This window comes from Kineosporia corallincola (assembly GCF_018499875.1).
Classification (GTDB): Bacteria; Actinomycetota; Actinomycetes; order Actinomycetales; family Kineosporiaceae; genus Kineosporia; species Kineosporia corallincola.
Genome location: NZ_JAHBAY010000015.1, coordinates 13,500 through 35,120, shown reverse-complemented (window position 1 = coordinate 35,120; position 21,621 = coordinate 13,500). Strand labels below are relative to the sequence as shown.

Annotated in this window: 16 protein-coding genes; 7 read left to right on the top strand and 9 right to left on the bottom strand. The window is 71.5% G+C overall.

Annotated elements, in window-relative coordinates; all coding sequences use genetic code 11:
• Positions 1-3: 3 nt before the first annotated feature.
• From KIH74_RS38975 to KIH74_RS29015, 4 genes are read right to left on the bottom strand one after another with little or no spacing between them, the layout of a single operon-like run.
• Positions 4-675 carry a DUF5666 domain-containing protein gene (locus KIH74_RS38975; protein WP_214159563.1) on the bottom strand — a complete coding sequence of 224 codons (672 nt, stop codon included), beginning with the start codon at positions 673-675 and terminating at the stop codon, positions 4-6.
• A 44-nt stretch (positions 676-719) separates the two neighbouring features.
• The gene (locus tag KIH74_RS29025) at positions 720-2,009 is read right to left on the bottom strand and encodes an ABC transporter permease (protein ID WP_214159562.1); all 1,290 of its coding nucleotides are present in this window, start codon (positions 2,007-2,009) and stop codon (positions 720-722) included.
• Entirely contained in the window at positions 2,006-2,770 is a 765-nt protein-coding gene (locus KIH74_RS29020) for an ABC transporter ATP-binding protein (RefSeq protein ID WP_308114032.1), read from the bottom strand. The genes KIH74_RS29025 and KIH74_RS29020 overlap by 4 nt, the downstream gene beginning before the upstream one ends.
• Positions 2,767-4,233, bottom strand: coding sequence for an efflux RND transporter periplasmic adaptor subunit (locus KIH74_RS29015; RefSeq protein ID WP_214159561.1), 1,467 nt, complete (start codon positions 4,231-4,233; stop codon positions 2,767-2,769). The genes KIH74_RS29020 and KIH74_RS29015 overlap by 4 nt, the downstream gene beginning before the upstream one ends.
• 245 nt (positions 4,234-4,478) lie before the next feature.
• On the opposite strand from KIH74_RS29015, the gene KIH74_RS29010 reads away from it, so the two are divergent.
• Positions 4,479-5,210, top strand: coding sequence for a response regulator transcription factor (locus tag KIH74_RS29010; protein WP_246573334.1), 732 nt, complete (start codon positions 4,479-4,481; stop codon positions 5,208-5,210).
• A gap of 15 nt (positions 5,211-5,225) precedes the next feature.
• Complete coding sequence (locus KIH74_RS29005; RefSeq protein ID WP_214159560.1) at positions 5,226-6,929, top strand: sensor histidine kinase; 1,704 nt, start codon at positions 5,226-5,228, stop codon at positions 6,927-6,929.
• Positions 6,930-6,941: 12 nt separating this feature from the next.
• Here KIH74_RS29005 and KIH74_RS29000 read toward each other — a convergent pair whose 3' ends face one another.
• The 4 genes from KIH74_RS29000 to KIH74_RS28990 form a co-directional block, all read right to left on the bottom strand.
• The gene (locus KIH74_RS29000; RefSeq protein ID WP_214159559.1) at positions 6,942-9,086 is read right to left on the bottom strand and encodes a histidine kinase N-terminal 7TM domain-containing protein; all 2,145 of its coding nucleotides are present in this window, start codon (positions 9,084-9,086) and stop codon (positions 6,942-6,944) included.
• 103 nt (positions 9,087-9,189) lie between these two features.
• Positions 9,190-11,271 (bottom strand): putative bifunctional diguanylate cyclase/phosphodiesterase, encoded by a 2,082-nt coding sequence (locus KIH74_RS39370; protein ID WP_372492143.1) that lies wholly within the window; start codon positions 11,269-11,271, stop codon positions 9,190-9,192.
• Positions 11,244-11,942 carry a pentapeptide repeat-containing protein gene (locus tag KIH74_RS39365; RefSeq protein WP_372492142.1) on the bottom strand — a complete coding sequence of 233 codons (699 nt, stop codon included), beginning with the start codon at positions 11,940-11,942 and terminating at the stop codon, positions 11,244-11,246. Before KIH74_RS39365 ends, KIH74_RS39370 begins: the two co-directional genes overlap by 28 nt.
• A 3,231-nt stretch (positions 11,943-15,173) precedes the next feature.
• Positions 15,174-15,467, bottom strand: a complete 294-nt coding sequence (locus KIH74_RS28990; RefSeq protein WP_214159557.1) for a DUF1540 domain-containing protein — start codon at positions 15,465-15,467, stop codon at positions 15,174-15,176.
• A gap of 202 nt (positions 15,468-15,669) precedes the next feature.
• On the opposite strand from KIH74_RS28990, the gene KIH74_RS28985 reads away from it, so the two are divergent.
• From KIH74_RS28985 to KIH74_RS28965, 5 genes are all read left to right on the top strand, one after another.
• Positions 15,670-16,002 carry a DUF1330 domain-containing protein gene (locus tag KIH74_RS28985; protein WP_214159556.1) on the top strand — a complete coding sequence of 111 codons (333 nt, stop codon included), beginning with the start codon at positions 15,670-15,672 and terminating at the stop codon, positions 16,000-16,002.
• Between the two features lie 34 nt (positions 16,003-16,036).
• On the top strand, positions 16,037-16,687 hold the full coding sequence (locus KIH74_RS28980) for a hypothetical protein (RefSeq protein WP_214159555.1): 651 nt from the start codon (positions 16,037-16,039) through the stop codon (positions 16,685-16,687).
• Between the two features lie 53 nt (positions 16,688-16,740).
• On the top strand, positions 16,741-17,304 hold the full coding sequence (locus KIH74_RS28975) for a copper chaperone PCu(A)C (protein WP_214159554.1): 564 nt from the start codon (positions 16,741-16,743) through the stop codon (positions 17,302-17,304).
• Positions 17,301-18,536, top strand: a complete 1,236-nt coding sequence (locus tag KIH74_RS28970) for a Dyp-type peroxidase (RefSeq protein WP_308114030.1) — start codon at positions 17,301-17,303, stop codon at positions 18,534-18,536. Before KIH74_RS28975 ends, KIH74_RS28970 begins: the two co-directional genes overlap by 4 nt.
• A gap of 234 nt (positions 18,537-18,770) precedes the next feature.
• Entirely contained in the window at positions 18,771-19,658 is an 888-nt protein-coding gene (locus tag KIH74_RS28965) for a hypothetical protein (RefSeq protein ID WP_214159553.1), read from the top strand.
• A gap of 58 nt (positions 19,659-19,716) precedes the next feature.
• Here the strand turns inward: KIH74_RS28965 and KIH74_RS28960 are convergent, their stop codons facing one another.
• Complete coding sequence (locus KIH74_RS28960; protein ID WP_214159552.1) at positions 19,717-21,495, bottom strand: tetratricopeptide repeat protein; 1,779 nt, start codon at positions 21,493-21,495, stop codon at positions 19,717-19,719.
• Between the last annotated feature and the right edge of the window lie 126 nt (positions 21,496-21,621).

Here is a 21,621-nt window from a genome sequence, read left to right as displayed (position 1 = left end):
GGATCAGCTCACCGTGACGGCGGTGGCGGTGACGGTTCCGTCGTCCGCCGTGGTACCGGCCACCGACACCGAGGCGCCCTTGGCCAGACCGTCGAGCGCGCCGTCCGAGGAGTCCGTGATCGTCGTCCCCGCGGGCACCTTCACGGTGACCGACGTGCCGGCGAAGTTCTTCACCGTCAGAGTGCGACCGGACACCTTGGTCACCGTCCCCACGACCACCGGCGTGCTGGATCCACCGGACGCAGATCCTGTACCCGAATCCTGTGATTCAGATGAGGAATCTCGGCCCCGGCCACCGGAATTCATCCCGGAAGCCCCGTACACCCCTGCACCACCGGGGAATCCGCCGGAGCCACCCATGCCCTCCGCGGATCCACCACCCATGGCCGACATCCCGCCCGGAGAGCCGCTGTTCGAGCTTCCCCACTGCTTCTGCACCACCACGCCGCCGATGAACGCGACGCCGACGAGCACCGCCGCGGCCAGCGCGAGGGTGACCTTTCCCACCTTGCGGCCACTTTCGGCGAGCAGGTCGAGATCGTCGTCGACGGGCTGCACCGGCGCGGCCGCGGCCCACTGCCCCGGATGCCCCGGCGCCTGCCCCACGGGCGGCTGGACGGCGGTCCGGTCCAGACCGGCCGGTGCCGTGGAATCGGCGGTACGACTGGAGTTCACGATGATCGGCTCCTTGCGCGCTGGCTGCGCCTGAGAACGGCGGTTCATTCGTATCGGAGGGCGTCGATCGGGCGCAGCGAGGCGGCCCGGTTCGCCGGGTAGAGGCCGAAGAACAGGCCGATGAGCACGGAGACCCCGAACGACAGCACGACCGAGTACGGCGCGATCACCGGCTCCACCCCGACGATCGTGAACTGGCTGCCCACCACGCCGATCAGCACGCCCATCAGGCCGCCGAACACCGACAGCAGCACGGCCTCGATCAGGAACTGGCTGACGATGTCGAACTTCTGCGCGCCGATCGCCTTGCGGATGCCGATCTCCCGGGTCCGCTCGGTGACCGTGACCAACATGATGTTCATGACCCCGATTCCGCCGACCAGCAGCGAGATCGCGGCCACGGCCGCCAGCAGCACGGTCAGCGTGTCGGTGGTGCTGGTCGCGGCCTCCAGGAACGACGAGGCGTTGGAGACGCTGAAATCGGCGTCGTCCGAGGTGGTCTTGTGCCGGGAGTTGAGGATGTCCTCCACCTCCGACTGCGCCGCGTCCACCGTCTCGGCCGAGGTGGCCTGCACGGTGATCGAGTCCACCGAGCCATAACCGGTCAGGGTGTCCTGCACGGCCGTCAGCGGCGCGATCACCACGTCGTCCTGATCGGTGTTCCCGCTCGTGCCCTTCTCCGCCAGGATCCCGACCACGCTGTACTCGACGCCGTTGAACTGCACCGTCTGGTCGAGGATGTCGCTGCCGTCACCGCCGGCCAGGTCCTCGGCCACGCTGACGCCGACCAGGGCCACCCGGTTGCGCTCGGTGTAGTCGGCGTCGCTGAACGCCGAGCCCTGCGCCACCGTCCAGTCGTTGATGCCGAGGTAGCTCGGCGTGGTGCCGGTGAAGGTGGTGACGTCGTGGCTGGCGCCGGTGTAGGTCGCCGTCACCGAACTGGCGCTGACCGTGGGGGCCACGGCCTTCACGTCCGGCGCCAGCTCGTCGTCGATCAGCGAACCGGCGTCGTCGACGGTGAGCTCGGCCAGCCGGGTCTGGGTGCCGGAGTCGACGGAGGAGTTGCCGCCGCCCCCACCGCCCGGGAAACCACCGCCGCCACCGCCGCCACCCCGGCCGCCGGTGCCGCCCTGGCTGCTGGTCACGGTCAGCGTGTTGCTGCCCAGCGACGAGATCGACTCGGACACCGCGGCCGACGAGCCGGTACCCACCGAGACCAGGATGATGACCGCCGCGACACCGATGAGAATGCCGAGAGTGGTCAGCGCGGAACGCATCTTGTTGCCCAGGACACCGCGCACGGCGAACCTCGCGGCCTCGGCGAACCGGCTCATCGGGCCACCCCGGGAGGCGGCTGGCTGATGCCGGTGACCCGTTCGTCCATGATGACCCGGCCGTCCTTCAGCCGGATCACCCGCTTCGCCCGGGCCGCCACCTCGTCCTCGTGGGTGATCACCACGAGGGTGCGCCCGGCCATGCTGAGATCGTCGAACAGGTCGAGGATGTCGGCCGTGCTCTTGCTGTCGAGGGCGCCGGTCGGCTCGTCGGCGAGCAGCAGCACCGGGTTGGTCACGATGGCCCGGGCCACCGCCACCCGCTGCTGCTGACCGCCGGACAGTTGCGACGGGATGTGGTCCACCCGGTCACCGAGCCCCACGCGTTCCAGTGCGGCCCGGGCCCTTTCGCGCCGGGCCGCGGCCTTCACCCCGCCGTAGGCCATCGGCAGCTCGACGTTGGCCTGCGCGGTGGTGCGGGCGATCAGGTTGAACGACTGGAAGATGAAGCCGATCTTGCGGTTACGCACCAGCGCCTGCTGCCGCTCGTCGAGCCGCCGGGTGTCCACGCCGTCGAGCAGATAGCGGCCGGTGGAGGGGATGTCCAGGCAGCCGATGATGTTCATCAGCGTGGACTTGCCGGAGCCGGAGGCTCCCATGATGGCCACGTAGTCGCCCTTCTCGACGACCAGGTCGACCCCGTCCAGGGCGTGCACCTCGGTGTCGCCCAGGCCGTAGGTCTTGCGCAGCGACCGCACCTCGATGACCGGGCGCACGGCGGCGGGAACGCCCGCCGCCGGATCGGCCGCGGTGGCCGTCACTGCGGGCCACCACCCATCCCGCCGCCACCGCCGAAGCCGCCACCGCCGCCGCCCATGCCCGGAACCCCGTTGCTGGAGCTGGAGTCCGAGTCGGTCGTGGTGGTCGGGATCTGCACCTCGTCGCCGGCCGACAGGCCGCTCTTGATCTCGGTGGTGCTGCTGCCCTCCAGGCCGGTCTCCACCTCGGTGGTGGTGGCCACGCCGTTCTTCAGCAGGCTGACGGTGCTGGTGTCACCGGTCGTGGTGATCGCGGAAGTCTGGAGCACGAGCACGTTCTCGGCGGATCCGGTGGTGATCACCACGCTCACCGAGGCGCCCAGGCGGGCCGAGTCGACCGGGTCGGTGACCGTGATCGTCACCTCGTACTGCACCACGTTGCTGGAGGTGGTGCCCTCCGGCGAGATCTCGCTGACCGTGCCGGTCATCGTCTCGTCGCTGGCCGAGAGGGTGATCTCGGCCTCCTGGCCGGTCTCCACCGAGCCGATGTCGGCCTCGGCGATGCTCGCGGTCACCGACATCTTGCTGGTGCTGGCCATCGTGATGAAGGCGCTGGAACTGGAGGACGACGAGGAGCTGGTGTCGCTGCTCTCCGTGGAGCCCGAGGACGCCCCGGACGAGGACGACGACGAGGAGCTGGACGAGGAGGACCCCGAGCTCACGCTGTCGCCGACCTCACCGCCGACGGTGAGCACGGTGCCGGCGAACGGTGCCCGCAGCTTGGTGGCGTCCAGCGCGTCCTGCGCGTCCTGCACGCTCACCTTCGCCGAGGCGATGTTCACCTCGGCCTCGGCGATCTCCGCGTCGGAGGCGCCTTCCTGGTTCTGCTGCACCGACACCTTCTTCTCGGCCAGCTGCGACTTGGCCGAGGTGAGCTGCGAGCGGGCCGAGGTGACCGCCTCGCGGTCCTTCTTCAGCGTGGCCGCGTCGGCGCCGTCGGCCTTGTCGGCCTTCACCTGCTTCAGCGCCTCGGTGACCGCGTCCTTGGCGGAGTCGACACTGGCCTGCGCGCTCTCCAGGGCCAGCGAGTCGACCTCCTTCTCGGCGCTCGTCTGTCCCTCGGTGAGGTCGTCGTAGGAGGCCTGGGCCGAGGCCAGCGAGGCCTTGGCGGAGGCGAGTTCCCGCTGTGCCGAGGCGGTGTCGATGGTGGCGAGGATCTGGTTCTTCTTGACCTTGTCGCCGACCTTCACCTTCACCGCGGTCACCGTGCCGGAGGCCCCGAAGGAGAGGGAGGAGCTGCGCGAGCTCGCCAGGTTGCCGGAACCACTGACCGTCGAGGTGACGTTACCCGTACTGACGGTGGCGGTCCGGCTGGCGGAAGCCGTGCTGGTGTCGGAGGATCCGACGGTGAGGTACGCGATCACCACGACCGCGACCAGAATGACGAGCAGGCCGAGATTCAGCCAGTGATGACGCAGGAGCGACGACATCCGCTTCCTCGGCGCCGGTGAGGTGACGTCGCTCACCGCATTGCCGTCCTGATGGTCTGCACGACAGGCAGATTCACGCTCGATCTCCTTCAAAAAGGACACACCGCTTCAGCGGACGCCACACAGTCGCGGAACCCGCTGCCAGCGGGCTGTGGCAAAGCTATGAATCACCTAAGGGGATCGGGATATCCGTCCTGAGCTGGACATACACCTCAAGACGGGGTTCACTCACAGGGTTTTCACAGATTCGACCGGGCTGTCGTTCAGCTTTGCTGAGCAAGTTGTTTCCTGTGACGACCGCCCCCCTACGCCATCCCAACGGCGCGCCCGTTCGCGTGCTGGTGGTGGACGATGAACGCACCCTGACCGACCTGCTCACCATGGCTCTCCGTTACGAGGGCTGGCAGGTCCACTCCGCCCCCGACGGCAACACCGCCGTCAAGGAGGCCCGCGACTGGCGCCCCGACGCAGTCGTTCTCGATGTCATGCTGCCCGACATCGACGGCCTCGACGTGCTGCGCCGGCTGCGGGAGGACGACCGGGACATCCCGGTGCTCTTCCTGACCGCCCGGGACTCGGTGGAGGACCGGATCGCCGGCATCACCGCCGGTGGCGACGACTACGTGACCAAACCGTTCAGCCTCGAAGAGGTCGTGGCCCGGCTGCGCGGGCTGATCCGCCGCACCAGCCTGGCCGCCCAGCCGCCGGACGCCCAGCTGACCGTGGGCGACCTGATGCTCGACGAGGACAGCCACGAGGTCACCCGCGACGGCGTGGCGGTGAAACTGACCGCCACCGAGTTCGAGCTGCTGCGCTACCTGATGCGGAATCCGCGCCGGGTGCTCAGCAAGGCCCAGATCCTCGACCGGGTGTGGAATTACGACTTCGGCGGGCAGGCGAACGTGGTCGAGCTGTACATCTCGTACCTGCGCAAGAAGATCGACGCGGGCCGCACCCCGATGATCCACACGGTGCGCGGTGCGGGCTACGTGCTCAAACCCGCGGCCGCCTGATCCGATCCCACCGGGATGACGGACATCGGCAGCCGCCGCTCCAGGAGGGCCGGCGCGGCGAAACCCTCGCGGTCACGAGGGCTTCGCCGGCGGACGGGGCGCACCACCTTGCGCCGGCGCCTGGTGCTGCTGTCGATCGGGCTGACCGCGGTGGTCAGCATCGTCATCGGACTGGTCAGCGTGCTCTCGCTCCAGGTGTTCCTCCAGGAGCGGCTGGACGGCCAGCTGACCTCGGCGGTGCGCCGGTCGCGGGAGTTCGCCGACCGGCCACCGAACGAGACGTCCAACCGCAACGACAACTTCCCCGGCCCGGGCTTCCTGAGTGCCCCGGGCCAGGGGGAGAACACGCTCGGCGCCAAGATCCAGGCAGACGGCTCGATCGCCGCCGACGGCGCCGGCGTGCTCGGGGCCAGCGGCAAGGTCACCGAGCTGACCGCCGAGCAGAAGACGCTGGTCACCCAGATCCCGGCCGACCGTGAACCGCACACCGTCGACCTCGGCGGAGACCTCGGCAAGTACCGGGTGATCGCCCAGGTGGTGCAGCAGGACGGCGAGCAGGTCACCCTGGTCACCGGTCTGCCGCTGAACTCCGTGCAGGCCGCGGTCTGGCGGCTGTCCGGCGTGGTCACCTCGGTCAGCGTGGCGGGGCTGCTCGCCGTCGCCGTACTCGGCGGCCTGATCGTGCGGCGCACCCTGCGCCCGCTGAACCGGGTGGCCCAGGTGGCCTCCGGCGTCACCGCCCTGCCCCTGCACGAGGGCAAGACCTCACTACCGGTCCGGGTTCCCGAGCAGGACACCGACCCGGCCACCGAGGTCGGGCAGGTGGGCGCCGCCCTGAACACCCTGCTCGGGCACGTCGACAGTGCCCTCCAGGTGCGCAACGCCAGCGAGGCCCGGATGCGCCGGTTCATCGCCGACGCCAGCCACGAGCTGCGCACCCCCCTGGCCTCGATCCGCGGCTACGCCGAGCTGACCCGCCGCACCGGGCAACAGGTTCCGCCGGAGGTCGCCCACGCCCTGAGCCGGGTCGAGTCCGAGGCGATCCGGATGTCCGGCCTGGTCGAGGAGCTGCTGCTGCTGGCGCGCCTGGACGACGGACGACCGGTCGCGCACGAGCCCGTGGACCTGACCCACACCCTGGTCAACACGATCAGCGACGCCCACGCCGCCGGGCCCACCCACCGCTGGCAGCTGAACCTGCCCGAGGTGCCCGTGGTGGTGATCGGTGACGAGCCGCAGCTGCACCAGGTGCTGGTGAACCTGCTGGCCAACGCCCGCGTGCACACCCCGCCCGGCACCGTGGTGGAGGCCGCGCTGCGGCTGTCCAGCAGCGAGAACGGAACCCCCGAGGCCCTGCTCACGGTCACCGACAACGGCCCGGGCATCGCCCCCGACCTGTTGCCGGAGGTGTTCGGCCGGTTCGCTCGCGGCGACAACTCGCGCTCCCGCACGGCCGGCAGCACCGGCCTGGGTCTGTCCATCGTGTCCGCGGTCGTGGCGGCCCACGCCGGCCAGGTCAGCGTGACCAGCCGGCCGGGCCGCACCTGCTTCTCCGTGCGCCTGCCCGCCGAGCCGCCCGAGGACCTCTACGAACCCGAAGACGTCGAGGAGCCCGACGACATCTGGCCGGTGGAACCGCATCCCGGGCAGCTACCGGCCACCGCCGGCGGCATCCCGCCGGACGCCGTGACCCAGCCCAACCCGATCACCCGCCACTGACGAACCGGCGGTTCAGGTCGCCGTCAGCACCAGCAACGCCACGTCGTCCCGTTCCGGGGCGAAGGCCCGCACCGCCGCCAGCACCGAGTCGGCCACCGTGTCGGCCAGCTGGGTGGCCGGATGCGGGCCGGGCTCGGCCTGCTCGTGCTCGGTCCACGGGTCGCGCTCGTACTCCGGGTGGTCCCGCCGCCAGTTCGCCGACGGCCAGCCCGAACCCGTGGCCCGCGGCACCGCCGCCAGCACCTCGGCCAGGCGCTTCTCCCCGAACTGCTCCTCGCCCACCCGGGCCTCGGTGACGCCGTCGGTGTAGGCCAGCAACACGTCCCCGGCCGCCAGTTCCACGACCACCTCGTGCACGTCCACCCCGGGCAGCAGACCGAGGGCGGTGCCGGTGCGGCCGACGGCGTGCACCGATCCGTCGTGGTGGCGGCGCAGCAACGGCGGCGGATGGCCACCCAGGCTGATCGTCACCCGCACCCCCGCGCCGTCCCCGGTTCCGGTGTCACCCACCAGCCCGTAGACCACGGTGCAGAAACGCTCCAGGTCGTCGGGGGTCTGGAGAGCCCGGTTGAGCTGCCGCAGCACCTCGCTCGGGGTCCAGCCCTGGGCGCTCAGCGTGCGCACGGTGTAGCGCGCCATCGAGGTGACGACGGCCGCGTGCACCCCCTTGCCGGACACGTCGCCGAGCACGAACGCGGACTCGCCGTTCCCGGCCGGGTGCACGTCGTAGAAGTCGCCGCCGACCCCCTCGCCCCGGGCCGAGGGCACCGACCGGGCGGCGAACCGCAGGCCGGGCAGCTGCGGCAGCGAGGCCGGGCGCAGGCTCTGCCGCAGCGTCTCGGACAGCCGGGTCTGCTCGTTCAGCAGCTCCCGCAGCTTGCGCTCGGTGCGGTTGCGCTCGGTCACGTCGCGCAGCACCACCAGCCGGGCGATCTGCCGGCCGACCGGGTCGGTCACCCAGGTCATCGAGGTGGCCACGTCGCGTGGCGGGCCGAGCACGACCTGTTCTCCGGTGCGCTCCCGGGACCGGTCCTGGCCGGTGGGTCCCGGGAGCCCGGAAGGGTCCGTGCGGAGGTCGATCTCACGGACGCCGGACGTCCGGTCGGTCGTTCCGGTGACCGTCCGGGAGCCGGTGCCCCGGTCGGCCGGGACGCGTTTGTCCAGCTCGGGGCGGATGAACAAACCGCCCCAGAACCCGGTGAGCACCTCGTCGGCGGCGTCGGCCGGGGGCAGCGGGTAGATCAGCACCTCGTCCTCCACGGTCTCGGTGACCGCGTTGACGTCCGCCTTCTCCAGCACCGACGCCAGGCCGGGCACCACGTCGACCACGTAGCGCCCGATCATGGCGCGGCGCGGGAAGCTGATGATCGCGGCGGCCGCGGCGTTCACGTCGACCACCCGGCCGTACACGTCGAGCACCAGCACCCCGTCGGCCATCTGCTCGATCACGATGCCCCGGGCCACCGGCGTCAGGTCGAGCAGACGCAGCCGGAAGAAGCCCCAGACCAGCACGACGGCGGTGATGCCGAACAGGAACGGCGTGGGGTCGACCGTGCCGGCCGGCAGCACCTCGGCGTTGAACAGCAGGTTGCCGAAGCACGGCAGCAGCGACGCGGCGATCAGCAGGGCGCCCTGGCGGCGGTACGGCGGCGCGATCTTGGCCAGCCGGGCCATCAGCACGAAGTCGGCGCCGAGCATCAGCACGTACACGTAGGCGGCGTGCGGCCAGAACAGCGGCCCGGCGGCCGGGACCTGCGCGTTCAGCACCGGCGAGGTGTGGTCGTAGTCCTGGATCAGCGGCCGGGTCAGAGGCACCAGCAGGAGGGTCATCACCAGCGCCGGATGGATCAGCAGCAGCCCGACGGCGCGTCTGGTCATCCGCCCGCGCCCGGTGTAGGCGAACACGAAACTCCACAGCGCGGGCGGCAGAGCCACGATGCCGAGGTATTTCAGCGCCGACCACCACTGCGCCACCTGCACCGACGTGCTGCTCAGTTCGAGGGCGTAGCAGACCGACCAGACCTTGACGGCGAGCAGCATGACCACCAGCGGCCGGCTGCCGATGCCCTGGCGGTTGGCCCAGACGAAACCGGCCAGCGACAGGTAGCCGATACCACCGGCCACCAGAGCGCAGACCAACCAGGCCGACCACGACACCGTGCCCGATCCCTCCCCGCGGCTACGTCACCCGTCCGGCTGCTCCTCAATTGCCCAGGTGAACAGGGTATGCGGAGCGCCCCCGTGGCGCAGGGTGATGAGGTTATCCGCGGATGATGCGCGTGGCCTCCCCCGGCCTGCCGAAGTGGTAGCCCTGGGCGTAGTCGCAGCCGATCTCGCGCAGACGCCGTGCCTGACGGCCGGATTCGACCCCCTCGGCGATCACCCGCATCCCGTGCGCGTGCGCCAGGTCGACGATCGCCGTCACCACCGCGTCGGCCCGGGAGTCCTCGCCCACCGGCGCCACGAACGAGTGGTCGATCTTCATGAAGTCGAAGCTGTAGCTCTGGAGACTGGTCAGGGCCGAGTGCCCGGACCCGAAGTCGTCGATGCCGACCCCGATACCGGCCGAGATCAGCTGCCGCAGAGCGCCGTCCACCGCCGGGTCGGCATTGACGAAGGCCTCCTCGGTGAGCTCGACCTTCAGCTTCTCCGGCCCGAAGTCGCCCCGGCGCACGGCGTCGATCAGGTGGAACGCCAGTCCCGGGTGCTCGGTGGAACGGGCCGAGAGATTGATCGACAGCCACGGCGTCTGCACCTGGCCCCGGCCGGACTGGTCGCCGATCCGGGCGTCGGCCGCGCGCAGTTGCCCGGCGTTCTGCGACCAGGCCCGCAGCTGGTCGATCACCGTGTCGATCACCCAGGTGTCGACATCCACGATCAGGCCGGTCTTCTCGGCCACGTCGAGGAACCGGCCGGGGGTGAGCACGTGCTCGCCGCCGTCCGGGTCGAGCAGCCGCACCAGGGCCTCCGCCCCGATGATCCGGTTCGAGACCAGGTCGATGATCGGCTGGTACTCCAGCATCAGCCCGTCGCCGGCCAGCGCCAGCCGCAGCCGCTGCTCGGCCCGGCGGCGTTCGCGCACACTCTCGCGCAGCGACTCGTCGAACACCGCGTACCGGTCGCGGCCCGTGCCCTTCGCCCGGTGCAGGGCGATGTCAGCCTCGCGCAGCAGGTCGGCCGCGGTCGAGCCGGGACGGCCCAGGTTACTCGCGATACCCACACTGCCCGGGCAGATCAGCACCTCGCCGGACTCCGGCAGCACGTACGGCGCGCGCAGCGCCTCCAGCACGCCCTGCCCCAGACCGGCCACCTGGGCCGGGGTCCAGCCGGCCGGGGCGACCACCACGAACTCGTCACCGCTCATCCGGGCGATCAGCGAGCCGTCCGGCACCACCGCGACCAGGCGGCGGGCCACCTCGATCAGCAGCCGGTCGCCGGTCTCGTGACCCAGGCTGTCGTTCACCACCTTGAACCGGTCGAGGTCGAGAAGCAGCACGCTGACGGCATTCTCGTCGGTTCCCGGCACCGGGCCGCCGGCCCGCAGCATCATCTGTGTGCGGCGCTCGTAGGCGGCCCGGTTGCCGAGGCCGGTCACCGGGTCGGTGGCGGCCACCCGCTCCAGCTCGATCCGGTCCTTCACCTGCCGGGTCACGTCGATCGTGGCGCCGTAGACGGCGGTGATCGTGCCGTCCGGGCCGCGGCCCGGGGTGGCCCACGACTGCACGTGCCGGATCTCACCGCCGGTCCCGATCAGCCGGAAGGTCTCGACGCATCCCTCGTCGCTGTACTCCGGGTCCAGGTCGGCATCCACCCGGCGGGCCCGGGCCAGGTCGTCCGGGTGGATGAAGGCCTGCCAGCGCAGCAGGTCCGGCTCGAAGGTCTCTCCGGAAACCCCCACCAGCCGGTACATCTCGTCCGACCAGATGAGTTCCTCGGTCTCCGGCCGCCATTCCCAGGTGGCCAGCCCGGCCAGTTCCTGGGCAGCCCGCAGGCCGGCCAGCCCGGAACGCAGCGACGCCGCGTCGCGCTCGAAGGCGGTGATGTCGACGACTCCGCCCCAGGCCCCGAGCAGGTTGCCGTCGTCGTCCCGGCGCACCTCGCTCCAGGCGTAGGCGTGCTTGGCGTGCCCGTCGCGGGTGCGCAGGCGCAACGCCCCCGCCACCCCCCGCCCGCTCAGGACGGCCTGCACCGCGACGTCGAAGCGCCCGCGGTCGGCCCCGGCCAGCGCCGTGCGGATGGTCGTGAGGTCGAGCTGCGTGTCGGCCGGCAGCCCGAGCAGCCGGGCCACCGGCGAGGACCAGGTGACCGTGCTGGTCACGGCGTCCCACTGCCACAGTCCCATACTGTCCGCCGAGGGCATCGACGTCGGCAGCACGGCCCCACCCTGCGGGCGGTCGCGTCGGGCGCGGGGGTTCGGCATCCGTCGGTTCTCACCAACAACGGACGACGAAAATCCCTCCCCCTCCACCAGATCACCGCCCTCCGGCGGGGTGAGCAGCCCGAGCCCGGACCGGACCCCGTCGGCCCGGCTCGCCGCCCGGGAAGACTCCCGCAGCTCGGCCAGGCGGGCGCGGATGTTGTCGGAGCCCGGCCGGCGCAGTGGCACCTGCCCGAACTCCCCGGTGCCCAGGTCGACGATCGGATCCCGCACCCAGATCTGCCCCGGGTCGCTGCTCTCGCTGCTCTCGCTGCTCTCGCTGTCAGCGTCGCCCGCACCGTCAGCCCTGTCCGCGATCTCTTCCTCGGCGAAAAACTCTTCCCCCGAGAGAACTTCGGCAGAATCCTGGGCGACCACCAGCCCCTGCCCGGAAGCGTGGCCCCCGTCAGTATCATCACCCAGCCCCGCAGCGTGCCCCCCGTCGGCAGGCTGACCCACCTGAGCCGCCGCACCGTCCCGGCCAGCGCTGTCCCAGTCAGCACCGCCCCGGTCAGCACCGCCCCGGTCAGCGACGATCCGGTCAGCGACGATCCGGTCAGCGACGATCCGGTCAGCGACGATCCGGCCGCCACCATCCAGGCCCACACCATCCCGGCCGGCACCCTCAGTCCGACGCGGCGCGCCAGCATCACACCGAGCGGCTTCCGCCGCACCCCCATCGAGGTCAGATCGCGCTGCCTCAGAAGCATTTACGCCGTCGGCGACCCAGTCGGCATGCAGCTCCGGCCGAGTCGGACCCGCCGCACCGGCCTCCGGGACCACCCGGGCCCGCCGACCCGGCCGCGACTCCCCGACCGCCGACGCACTCTCCCCGGCTGACGCGCCCACACCGACCGACGCACTCTCCCCGCTCGACGCACTCTCCCCGCTCGACGCACTCTCCCCGCTCGACGCGCTCTCCCCGACCGACGCGCTCCCCCCGACCGACGCGCTCCCCCCGACCGACGCGCTCCCCCCGACCGACGCGCTCTCCCCGCTCGACGCGCCCGCACCGACGACCTCGGCCCGGCGACCGGCTCCCCTGCCGGTGCCGTTCCTGTTCCCGGCGCCGTTCCTGTTCCCGGCGCCGTTCCCGGCGCCGTTCCCGGTCCCGCTGCCGGTCCCGCTGCCGGCCCCGTTCCAGCGCCGACCCTCCACCGGGCCGTCAGCAGCGAAAAGATCATGGAACGAATCGGTTTCACCGGTGAAGTCCAGCCCGGTGACGTCCAGCCCGGTGAACTCTCCCGACAGCATTCCCGACGCGGCACGACCACCGTCACCGGACTCAGCCCCGGACCCGGCGGTCCCGTCACGCCGAGCGGGCAGTCCTTCGGCCGACGACTCCGACGCCTCCGACCACACCGGCTCACCTGAATCGCCCGGATCGGCAAGCTCTTCCGCCGCCATCCGGGCCGCGCGGTCGCGGGCCCGGCGGGCCCGGCGCCCGCCCTCGGCAGCGGGAGCGGCCACCACGGGCCGATCAGCGATCGCGTCGTACTCGTCGTCGTCCTCGTCCGCGCCCAGCGCCTCGTCGAGGGATTCCTCGGCGCCCCAGGCGAACTCCCGCCCGCCGGACAGATCCGGTGAGGGGTCGGCCGGGCGCCGAGTGCCGACGGTCTCCGCCGACTCGGCAGCAGCTGCGGCATCCCCGAAGAAGCGGTCGAAGGCGGAGGTGCGCTCCTCGTCGTCCATGCTTGAAACTGCTTGCTGCCGAGGAGTGAACAGACCGAACGGGTCGAAATCGTTCCCGCCCGCCGGAGAGACCGGCGAGGTCGGGCCCGCGGGCAGCATCGGCTCGGCGGCCGCCAGCGCCCCGAACACCGCGGAGGTCGCCGGGTCGTCCGGGTCGATCGGCACCGCAGGCACATTCGGCGTGAACCAGCGGTCGAAGGGTTCACCGGCCGGATCGGCGAGGGAACGGGACACCGGCGACGACTGCGCTGCGGCGGCCCGGACAAGCGGCTCCGTGGCCACGGCACCGTCCCCGGCACCGGCGTCGACCAGGGGCGCCGCCTCCTCCAGGGTGGCGATCCGCTCGCCCGCGACCTCGGCCAGATCGGCCGTGGCCTCGATGTCGGCGTCGGTGAACCAGCCCGGCCGGTCGGCGGTGAACGCCAGCACCGCCAGCACCTCCCGGGTGATGCTCGCGTGCCGTCCACTGACGGCGGGCGCGGCGCGCAGCAACGGCACCGCCAGCACCGCGGCGATCCCGCCGCAGCACTCGGTGGTCAGCTCCGCGGAGCTCGCCGCGAACGGCACGCCCTCGTCCCGCGCCCGGGCCTTCGGTGAGGCCACGTGCTGGATCAGCGCCGTGCCCCAGGCCGCACCGCAGGCGGTCTGCTCCAGCCGCACCTGCGACCCGAGCACGAGCCCGTCGTCACCGTAAGCGGCCGTCCACACCAGCTGGTCACCGACGACCGTCGCGATCCGGGTGGGCGCGTCCATCAGCAGGCCGGCGTCACGCACCAGCTCCTCGAGCACGTCGGCCGCGGTCGGCCCGGCCTCGGCGATCCGGTGCAGGGCCACGTCGAGGGTGAGCGCGTCTTCGACGACGGGCAGCTCCGCGATCGGCAGCTCGGCGATCGGCAGCTCGGCGATCGGTGTGGTCGCCGGAGCCTCGGCGCCATGCCGGAACTCACCGGCCACGTCCAGCACGTCGGCCGACGAATCCACATACGACTCGGCATATCCCACGGCCAGATCGGGGGTGGCCGGAACCTCGTGCGGCTGCACCGCACGCCCCGCGGGCGCCTCCTGCCGCACCCGCCGGGACGACCCCGGAGCCACTTCCTGGGACATCTCCTGGGACATCGGGCCCCCGCCCTGTCCGGGCTCCCGGCCGTCGGACGGCTCCGGGCTCCGGTTCGTCGCATCGCCGGCGGATCCCGGCCCGGCCGCCGCCGCGTCCCGCTTCTGGAGACGGCTGAAGACGTCGAGCTGCTTACCGCGCATCTGGAGACGCGGCGCGGGGCGCGGTGGACGTGGCCCCTCGGAACGCCCGCTCACCATCTCGGCCCAGGAGACGTCACCCGGGGCCGCGGCGATGCCGTCGCCGGAACCAGGCGCGGGCTGTTCGGCGTGCTCAATGCTGTCGTCCCCCTCGGTGAACGATCCGCCGCGCACCACCAGCCCGATGTCGGTGCTCAGATCCCTGACGCCCTCCGGGCCCGGCTCCGCATCGACCGTCCGGGGCAGGAGAGAGCGCAGGACGGGGCCGGAACCGGTGCAGGGCGCGCTCTGTTCCTCGCCGTCCCACCGCCCCGCCCCCTGGGCACCTCCGCCGTGCAGGAGCGTCATGCCCCCTCCTCCCCAGCCTCCGCCGATCCGACCCAAACACGGATCGTGTTCTTTCGAGCATGGAGAGTAGTCGCTTTCACCTCGTCGGCGCATCCGCCCAAAACCTGTGAGCAGATATCCGATGTCGCCCCGCAGGCCACAGCCGCCACTCGTCCCCCAATTCGGTGACGACGGGGAAGCGGTTCGAGCACAACGGTTTCCGTTCGCCGACAAATCCGGCGAGATCCGGGAAACCAGGGTGGCAAAACGTCCGGATCCGGGCGAGAGGCAAGCAGCCCGCGCCCCCGGAACCGGGAAACACGGGCTGATGTCGCTTACAGAGCGCAGTCATCGGGGCTACATGGGCCGAACGCCGGGCCGCCGGGACCCACTCGGCGGACCCGATTTCCGGCCGTTACCCCGAGGCCGCCGGCCTCAGGTCACGAGGTTTCCCCCCAGGCTCGAACGACAGCGGGGCGACCACGCGGTATGAACCCGCGAAGTCGCCCCGAGAGCGTGCGCACCCGACGTGCCGGATGCCGCCGAGCTGGTCAGGCCGGCTGGTAGGTCAGGCAGTTGGCACCGGCGCTGCCCGCACCCGCCCCGATGCGGACGTCGGTGGCGGAACACTCCAGGTTGCTGTTGAACGAGCAGTCGGCCCGCTGGCAGGCCCCGACCTGGGCCACCACCTTGTCCAGGCCGCCCTTGCGGGCGAGCGGGATGAACGTGCCGCAGTCGGCACTGCCGTCGTTGCCGGCCACCGTGATGGCGAAGGCGTGGCAGCCGTCGTGGTTGTAGCCGCAACCGTCGACCGAACACTCACTCACCGCGGGCATCGTGGGCATCGCTGATCCTCTTTCCTGATGATGAATCCGTTCACCAAATAGCACCAGAAATAAACCCCGGGCGCAATTCAAGAAAAGCCAGGCAATGCTTACCTCACAGAATTGAGGTAATGCTTTCCCTCCTGGCATCGCCGCAGTTCAGAGCCAATATGACCTGAGAGGTCATGGCCGGCGGAGGAGAGCCTGACCTAAGTTTGCCGGCATGACTGCATATGCCATCGCCCATTTCCTCCGGGTCGACATGAATGACGAGGTCGTGGAGTACCTGCACCGGATCGACGGCACTCTGGAACCGCACGGCGGGCAGTTCCTGGTGCACGGCGCGCGCGTGCACGAGCTGGAGGAGTCCTGGCCGGGGCACGTGGTGGTGATCTCGTTCCCCGACCTCACCGCCGCAAGAGCGTGGTACGACTCCCCCGGATACCAGGCCATCCTGCCGCTACGCACCCGAAACAGCTCGGGCGCGGCGATTTTGGTGGACGGCGTGGCCCTGCCGCACGCGGCCACCGACATCCTCGGCACCGACGCCGCCTGAACCACACCCGAAAGGCACTGGCTATCCTGGGCGGGTGAGTGCGCGGGCCGCCGAGCGACAGCTCGTCCAGGGCAAGCTCCGCGTGTTCCGCGGCGGCCTGTTCTCGGCCTGCGCCGTCGCGCTCTCCGCCGCCGCCCACGTGCTGGGCGGCGGCTCGTCCCCCAGCACCCTGGTGCTCGTCGTCCTGGGGCTGTTCCTCGCCCCGGTGGCGTCGCTCGCGGCCGGCCGGCTGCGCGGCCCGCTGGCGGTCGGCCTCACCATGATCGCCGTCCAGGCCGGGCTGCACCGGCTGTTCGGCCTGCTTGGCCCGGCGGCGTGCGTCCAGACGTCCTCGCACGCCGGGCATCCCGGGCACAGCGGCGTCGGCGTCGGCACCGGTGTCGGGGCCGGCCTGGTCTGCCACGGCGACACGGCGATGGCCATGAGCAGCGCCTCACCGCTCATGACCGTCGCTCACCTGACTGCGGCCGCCCTGCTCGGGCTGCTGCTCAGCCGGGGCGAAACCGCGGTCTGGCGCATGCTTTCGTGGATGCTGCCGGCACTGCCGGGCCGCTTCCGCACCTACCCCACCAGCACCCGTCCGCGCCGCTCCCGGCCGCGCACGGTGCCCCTGCCACGTGCCGAACACCTCGTCGGAGCCGTCTGGCGACGCGGGCCGCCCCAGGCCATCGCAGTCTTCGCCTGACCTTTCAGCGATCCATCAGGATCAGCCCGCTCTGCACGAGGAGTTCCTCAGTCATGCCCGAGAACAGCCCTTTTCGCATCCTTCTCGCCGCCACCGCCCTCAGCGCGACGGCCCTGCTGACCGCCTGCTCCGGCGGCTCGGCCGACACCGCCGGCGCCGCCGACGACGCCCAGGTGGTGGGAGGTGAGGTCGGCAGCACCGCGGCCGACAGCCTCACCATCGAGGACCCGTGGGTGAAGACCGCCGACACCGAGGCCGGGATGACCGCCGTGTTCGGTACGCTCAGCAACACCGGCACCGCGGACGTGGTGGTCGAGTCGGCCAAGACCTCGGCGTCCGACACCACCCAGCTGCACGAAATGGCCATGGTGGACGGCGAGATGGTGATGCAGGAGAAGAAGGGTGGCTTCACCGTGGCGGCCGGCGGCACGCACGAGCTCGCGCCCGGTGGCGACCACCTGATGGTGATGAACCTGGAGAAGCCGATCGAGGCCGGCGACGAGGTGACCGTGCGGCTCACCCTGGAAGACGGCTCGACCGAGGAGTTCACCGCCCTGGCCAAGAAGACCACGGCCGGCGAGGAGAAGTACGACGACGACATGGAAGGTATGGAGTGAGCCTGCCTCCCTCCGAACCCTCCGAACCGTCCACCGGGCTGAGCCGGCGCCGTCTCCTGCTCGGGGGCGGCGCCACCCTGGCCGGTGGCGGTCTGGCCGGCGCGGCCGGGGCTCTGGCGCTGTCGTCACCCGGGGTCGCGGCCGTGGTGGATCCGTGGAAGGGCGCGCAGACCGTGCCCTTCCACGGGGAGCACCAGGCGGGCATCGAGACCGCGGCCCAGGCCCATGCCCGGTTCCTGGCCCTCGACCTGAGGCCCGGCGCGGACGCCGATCACGTGCGCAGGCTGCTGCGGCTGCTCACCGACGACGCCGCCCGGCTGACCCAGGGCACCGTGCCGCTGGCGGCCGGTGACCCGGAGCTGCCGGCCCTGCCCTCGCGGCTGACCGTGACCTTCGGGTTCGGTCCCGGCCTGTTCGACGCCGTGGGCCGGGGCGACGACTGCCCCGAGGTGATCCGTGAGCTGCCGGCCTTCGCCACCGACCGGCTCCAGGAGCGCTGGTCCGGCGGGGACCTGATGGTGCAGGTGTGCGCCGACGACGCGATCCCGTTGTCGTACGCCCTGCGCCGGCTGGTGCGGGACGCGCGTGATCTGGCCACGGTGCGCTGGTGCCAGACCGGTTTCAACCCGGCGCGGGGCAGCGAGCCGGACGGCACCACGCCCCGCAACCTGATGGGGCAGCGCGACGGCACGGCCAACCCGTCGGCCGACACCGCCGAGTTCGGCTCCACCGTCTGGTCGTCCGGCCCGGACTGGCTGAAAGGCGGCAGTATGCTGGTGTTCCGGCGGATCCGGATGGACGTCGACACCTGGGACGACCTGGGCCGCCCGGCCAAGGAGATGGCCACCGCCCGGCGGCTGTCCGACGGCAGCCCGGTCACCGGCGGCTCGGAGACCGACGACCCGGACACCACGGCGGTCGACGCCCAGGGCCTGCCGGTGGTGGCGGCCGAGGCGCACGTGGTGCGAGCCACGGCCCGCACCGACGCCGAGCGCATGCTGCGTCGCGGCTTCAGCTACGACGACGGTCCGGACGTCGACGGAAATCCGGACTGCGGGCTGCTTTTCGCCGCCTACCAGGCAGATGCGGCGAAGGCCTTCGTGCCCGTGCAGCAGCGCCTGGCCGAGTCCGACGCCATGAACACCTGGGTCACCCATGTCGGCTCGGCCGCCTTCGTGGTGCCCCCGGGGTGCGCCGAGGGCGAGTTCACCGGCCAGGCACTGGTGGGCTGACACACCGGTGGACGACGCCGGGTCGGCACGGCCCGGCGTCGTCCACCAGTTCAGCCCCGCACCTGCGGAGAAGTCACGCGCAATGACCACCCGATCACCCCACCTGTTAATCAATTCCCCAAACGCATCTTAAGTTTCAGCAAGTCGGCACCGGATCGGCCCGGTGCGCGCGCCATACCGGCGATGTGGGCGATGATGTCCTGGCCAGACGTCGTCTTCCGACTGGGACCACGCATGCGAACTCGACCGTTCATCATCGCCCTCGGGGCCGCCACGGTGGCCGCGATCGGCCTCGCCGCACCCGCCGGCGCCGCCACCACGTCGAGCACACCGAAACCGCTCGACAAGATCGCCAAGGCGGTGAACCAGGCCGCCGCCGACGGTGACGACTGCTCGATCACCGGATTCGGCCCGCAGAAGGTCGTTCTCGGCATCAAACCCAAATCGGTGCGGTTCTCCGTGAGCACCGACTGCGACGACGCCGACCACCAGGTGAGGTGGGCGGTGACCGGCGAGCTCTACCCCACCAGTCACGTCGGCTGGTTCGGCGCCTGCACCTACACCTACACCGGCCCGGCCTCGCTCACCTGCCCCGACGGCACCACCACGCTGAACGTCATCGGCACCGGCCAGTTCAAGGGCAACGACATGGCCGGGGTGCAGAACGCGTACGTGTACGCGTTCGACGACGCCAACGGCAACAACCGTGACGACGACACCTCGTACGAGTGCGACGACGACGGCAACTGCACCAAGAAGTCCAGCGGCCGCGACAACGCGACCAAGAGCCTGGAGCTGCTGCGCCGCACCGGCTGGGGCACCAGCTTCGCCGCCTCGCACACCGAGGTCACCCAGGGCGGTCAGGTCACGCTGACCGGCCGCCTCACCGCCGCCGACTGGGACACCGGAACCAACCAGCCCTTAGCCACAGCGGTCAAACTCCAGTTCCGTGCGACCGGTGCGAGCACCTTCCACACCGTTCGCACGGTACAGGGCGAGGGCGACTCCGTGTCCACCACGGTCAGCGCGAAGCGTTCCGGCAGCTTCCGTTTCGTGTACCAGGGCGATGCCGAGCACGCCCGCAGCGCGTCCGGCGCCGTGGGTGTCACCGTCACCCGCTGATCCGTCCGTCGCGAGAATTGAGGACGACGAGGAGCCTGCCACAGGCTCCTCGTCGTCCTCAATTTCGTTGCCCTGACAACTGCCTCAGATTGGTCTCGCAGCGCCGGGTGATCGCGTGTCCCGGCCCGAGCGTGCGCCGGGCGGCGTCCAGCGCGTCCTCGAAAAGGCCTCGCGCGGTTTCGGTCTCACCCAGCCCCTGGTAGGTGAAGGCCAGGTTGTTCAGCGAGATCAGGGTGTCCGGATGCACCGGCCCGAGGATGCGACGGCGACCGGCCAGGGCGTTCGCGTGCAACGGCAGCGCATCGGCCGGGTGGTCGGCCCGGTTCAGCGCGGAGGCCAGATTGTTCATCGAGGCCAGGGTGTCGAGGTGGTCGCCGCCGAGCAGGGTGTGCCGGTCGTTCAGCACCCGGGCGTGCAGGGCCAGGGCCGCCTTCACCCGGCCGACCGCCAGATGGGCCTGGGCCAGATTGTTCATCGCCAGCAGCGTGTCCGGGTGCCTGACCCCCAGCGCGGCACTGCGCCCGGCCACCACCTTGCGGCAGAGCCGGTACCCGCGAAGGGTTTTCCCGGCGTCGGCGTAGGCGGCACCGAGATTGCTCATCACCGTGAGGGTGTCGGGGTGGTCCGCGCCGAGCGTGCCCCTGCGCAGCCGCAGCACCTGCTTCATCAGGGCGATGGCGACGGGCAGGTTGCCGGCCCGCTGGTGGGCGCTGGCCAGGTTGCTCTGCGAGATCAGCGTGCTCGGGTGATCGGGGCCGAGCACCCGGGCCCGGCTGACGTGGATCTTCTCGAACACGCTCACCGGGATCGCCGTGCCGTCCAGGTCGCTGTACGCGCCGACCAGGTTGTTCGCCGCGGTCAGGGTGTCGGGGTGATCGTCGCCCAGAACCTGCTGCCGCTCCTCGAGCACCTGCCGCAGCAACGGCACCGCCCGGCCGTAGTCGCCGGTGGCCCGGTAGCCCTCGGCCAGATTGCCGAGAACGGTCAGGCTGGCCGGGTGCCCGTCGCCGTGCAGCGCGCAGCTCGCGGCAAAGGCCTTCTCGTACAACGGGATCGCCTCGGCCACCTGCCCGGCGGCGGCCCGGGCGAAGGCCAGGTCGTGGGTGAGCGCGATCAGCTCGGGCCGGGCCAGGTCGCGCGGGTCGGACCGGGCCTCGAGCACCGGGGCGAGCAGGTCGGCCGCCCGGGTGAGCCGGCCCGCGGACAGCAGCAGCGCGCCGAGCCGCCCGGCCGCGAGCAGGGTGACCGGGTGCGCGTCGCCGAGCACCCGGCGACAGCCGGCCAGCACGTCACCCGCCACCTCCACAGCCCGCTCCGGCTCGCCGGCCGTCTCCAGGTGCGTCACGGCCTGCACGGCCGCCCGGCCGGCCGGTTCCACCGCACCGTCCTGGCCGCCGGCCGCGGCCTCCAGCGAGCGGTTCCACAGCGTCAGCGCGTGCCGGGCGAGTTCCAGCGCGGCCGGGCGCACGGTGCTCCGCCCGTCCGGTTCCACGGCCCTCAGGTCGAGCATCCCGGAGATCACCCCGGCCAGTCCGTCGAGCCGGCTCACCGTGGTGCCGTCGGCGATGTCCTGGTCACGAACGGCCCGGGCGCTGCGGGGCGGGATGCGGACCGCGCCGCTGACCGGGTCCCGCCGCACCGCGCCGGACCGGACCAGAGCCTCCACGGCCCCCTCCAGGCCCGGGAGGCGGGACAGCAGCCCCGGGGTGAGCCCGTCCGGGTGGAAGTAGGTGAGCACACCCAGCAGACCCTCGACGGGCGCGCCACCGGCCGCCTCGCGCGCGCTGCGCCGGGCCCGCCCGAACTCGTCCTCGCCCCGTTCCCCCGGTTCCCCCACGGGCGCGATCCTCCCAGACCGGACCCGGGCCCACGGACCCTGTTGCAAGGGCTTATCAGCCGCAAAACATAATTCCTTCGTCGAGCGGGCAACCTTTGGGCGCCCCCACGCGACTCAACGCACGTA

Excerpts from the sequence above, each read along its gene's own strand:
- KIH74_RS29025 (WP_214159562.1), bottom strand. The coding sequence starts at position 2,009 with ATGAGCCGGTTCGCCGAGGCCGCGAGGTTCGCCGTGCGCGGTGTCCTG.
- KIH74_RS29005 (WP_214159560.1), top strand. The coding sequence starts at position 5,226 with ATGACGGACATCGGCAGCCGCCGCTCCAGGAGGGCCGGCGCGGCGAAA.
- KIH74_RS39370 (WP_372492143.1), bottom strand. The coding sequence starts at position 11,271 with ATGGGACTGTGGCAGTGGGACGCCGTGACCAGCACGGTCACCTGGTCC.
- KIH74_RS39365 (WP_372492142.1), bottom strand. The coding sequence starts at position 11,942 with ATGGTGGCGGCCGGATCGTCGCTGACCGGATCGTCGCTGACCGGATCG.
- KIH74_RS28990 (WP_214159557.1), bottom strand. The coding sequence starts at position 15,467 with ATGCCCACGATGCCCGCGGTGAGTGAGTGTTCGGTCGACGGTTGCGGC.
- KIH74_RS28985 (WP_214159556.1), top strand. The coding sequence starts at position 15,670 with ATGACTGCATATGCCATCGCCCATTTCCTCCGGGTCGACATGAATGAC.
- KIH74_RS28975 (WP_214159554.1), top strand. The coding sequence starts at position 16,741 with ATGCCCGAGAACAGCCCTTTTCGCATCCTTCTCGCCGCCACCGCCCTC.
- KIH74_RS28965 (WP_214159553.1), top strand. The coding sequence starts at position 18,771 with ATGCGAACTCGACCGTTCATCATCGCCCTCGGGGCCGCCACGGTGGCC.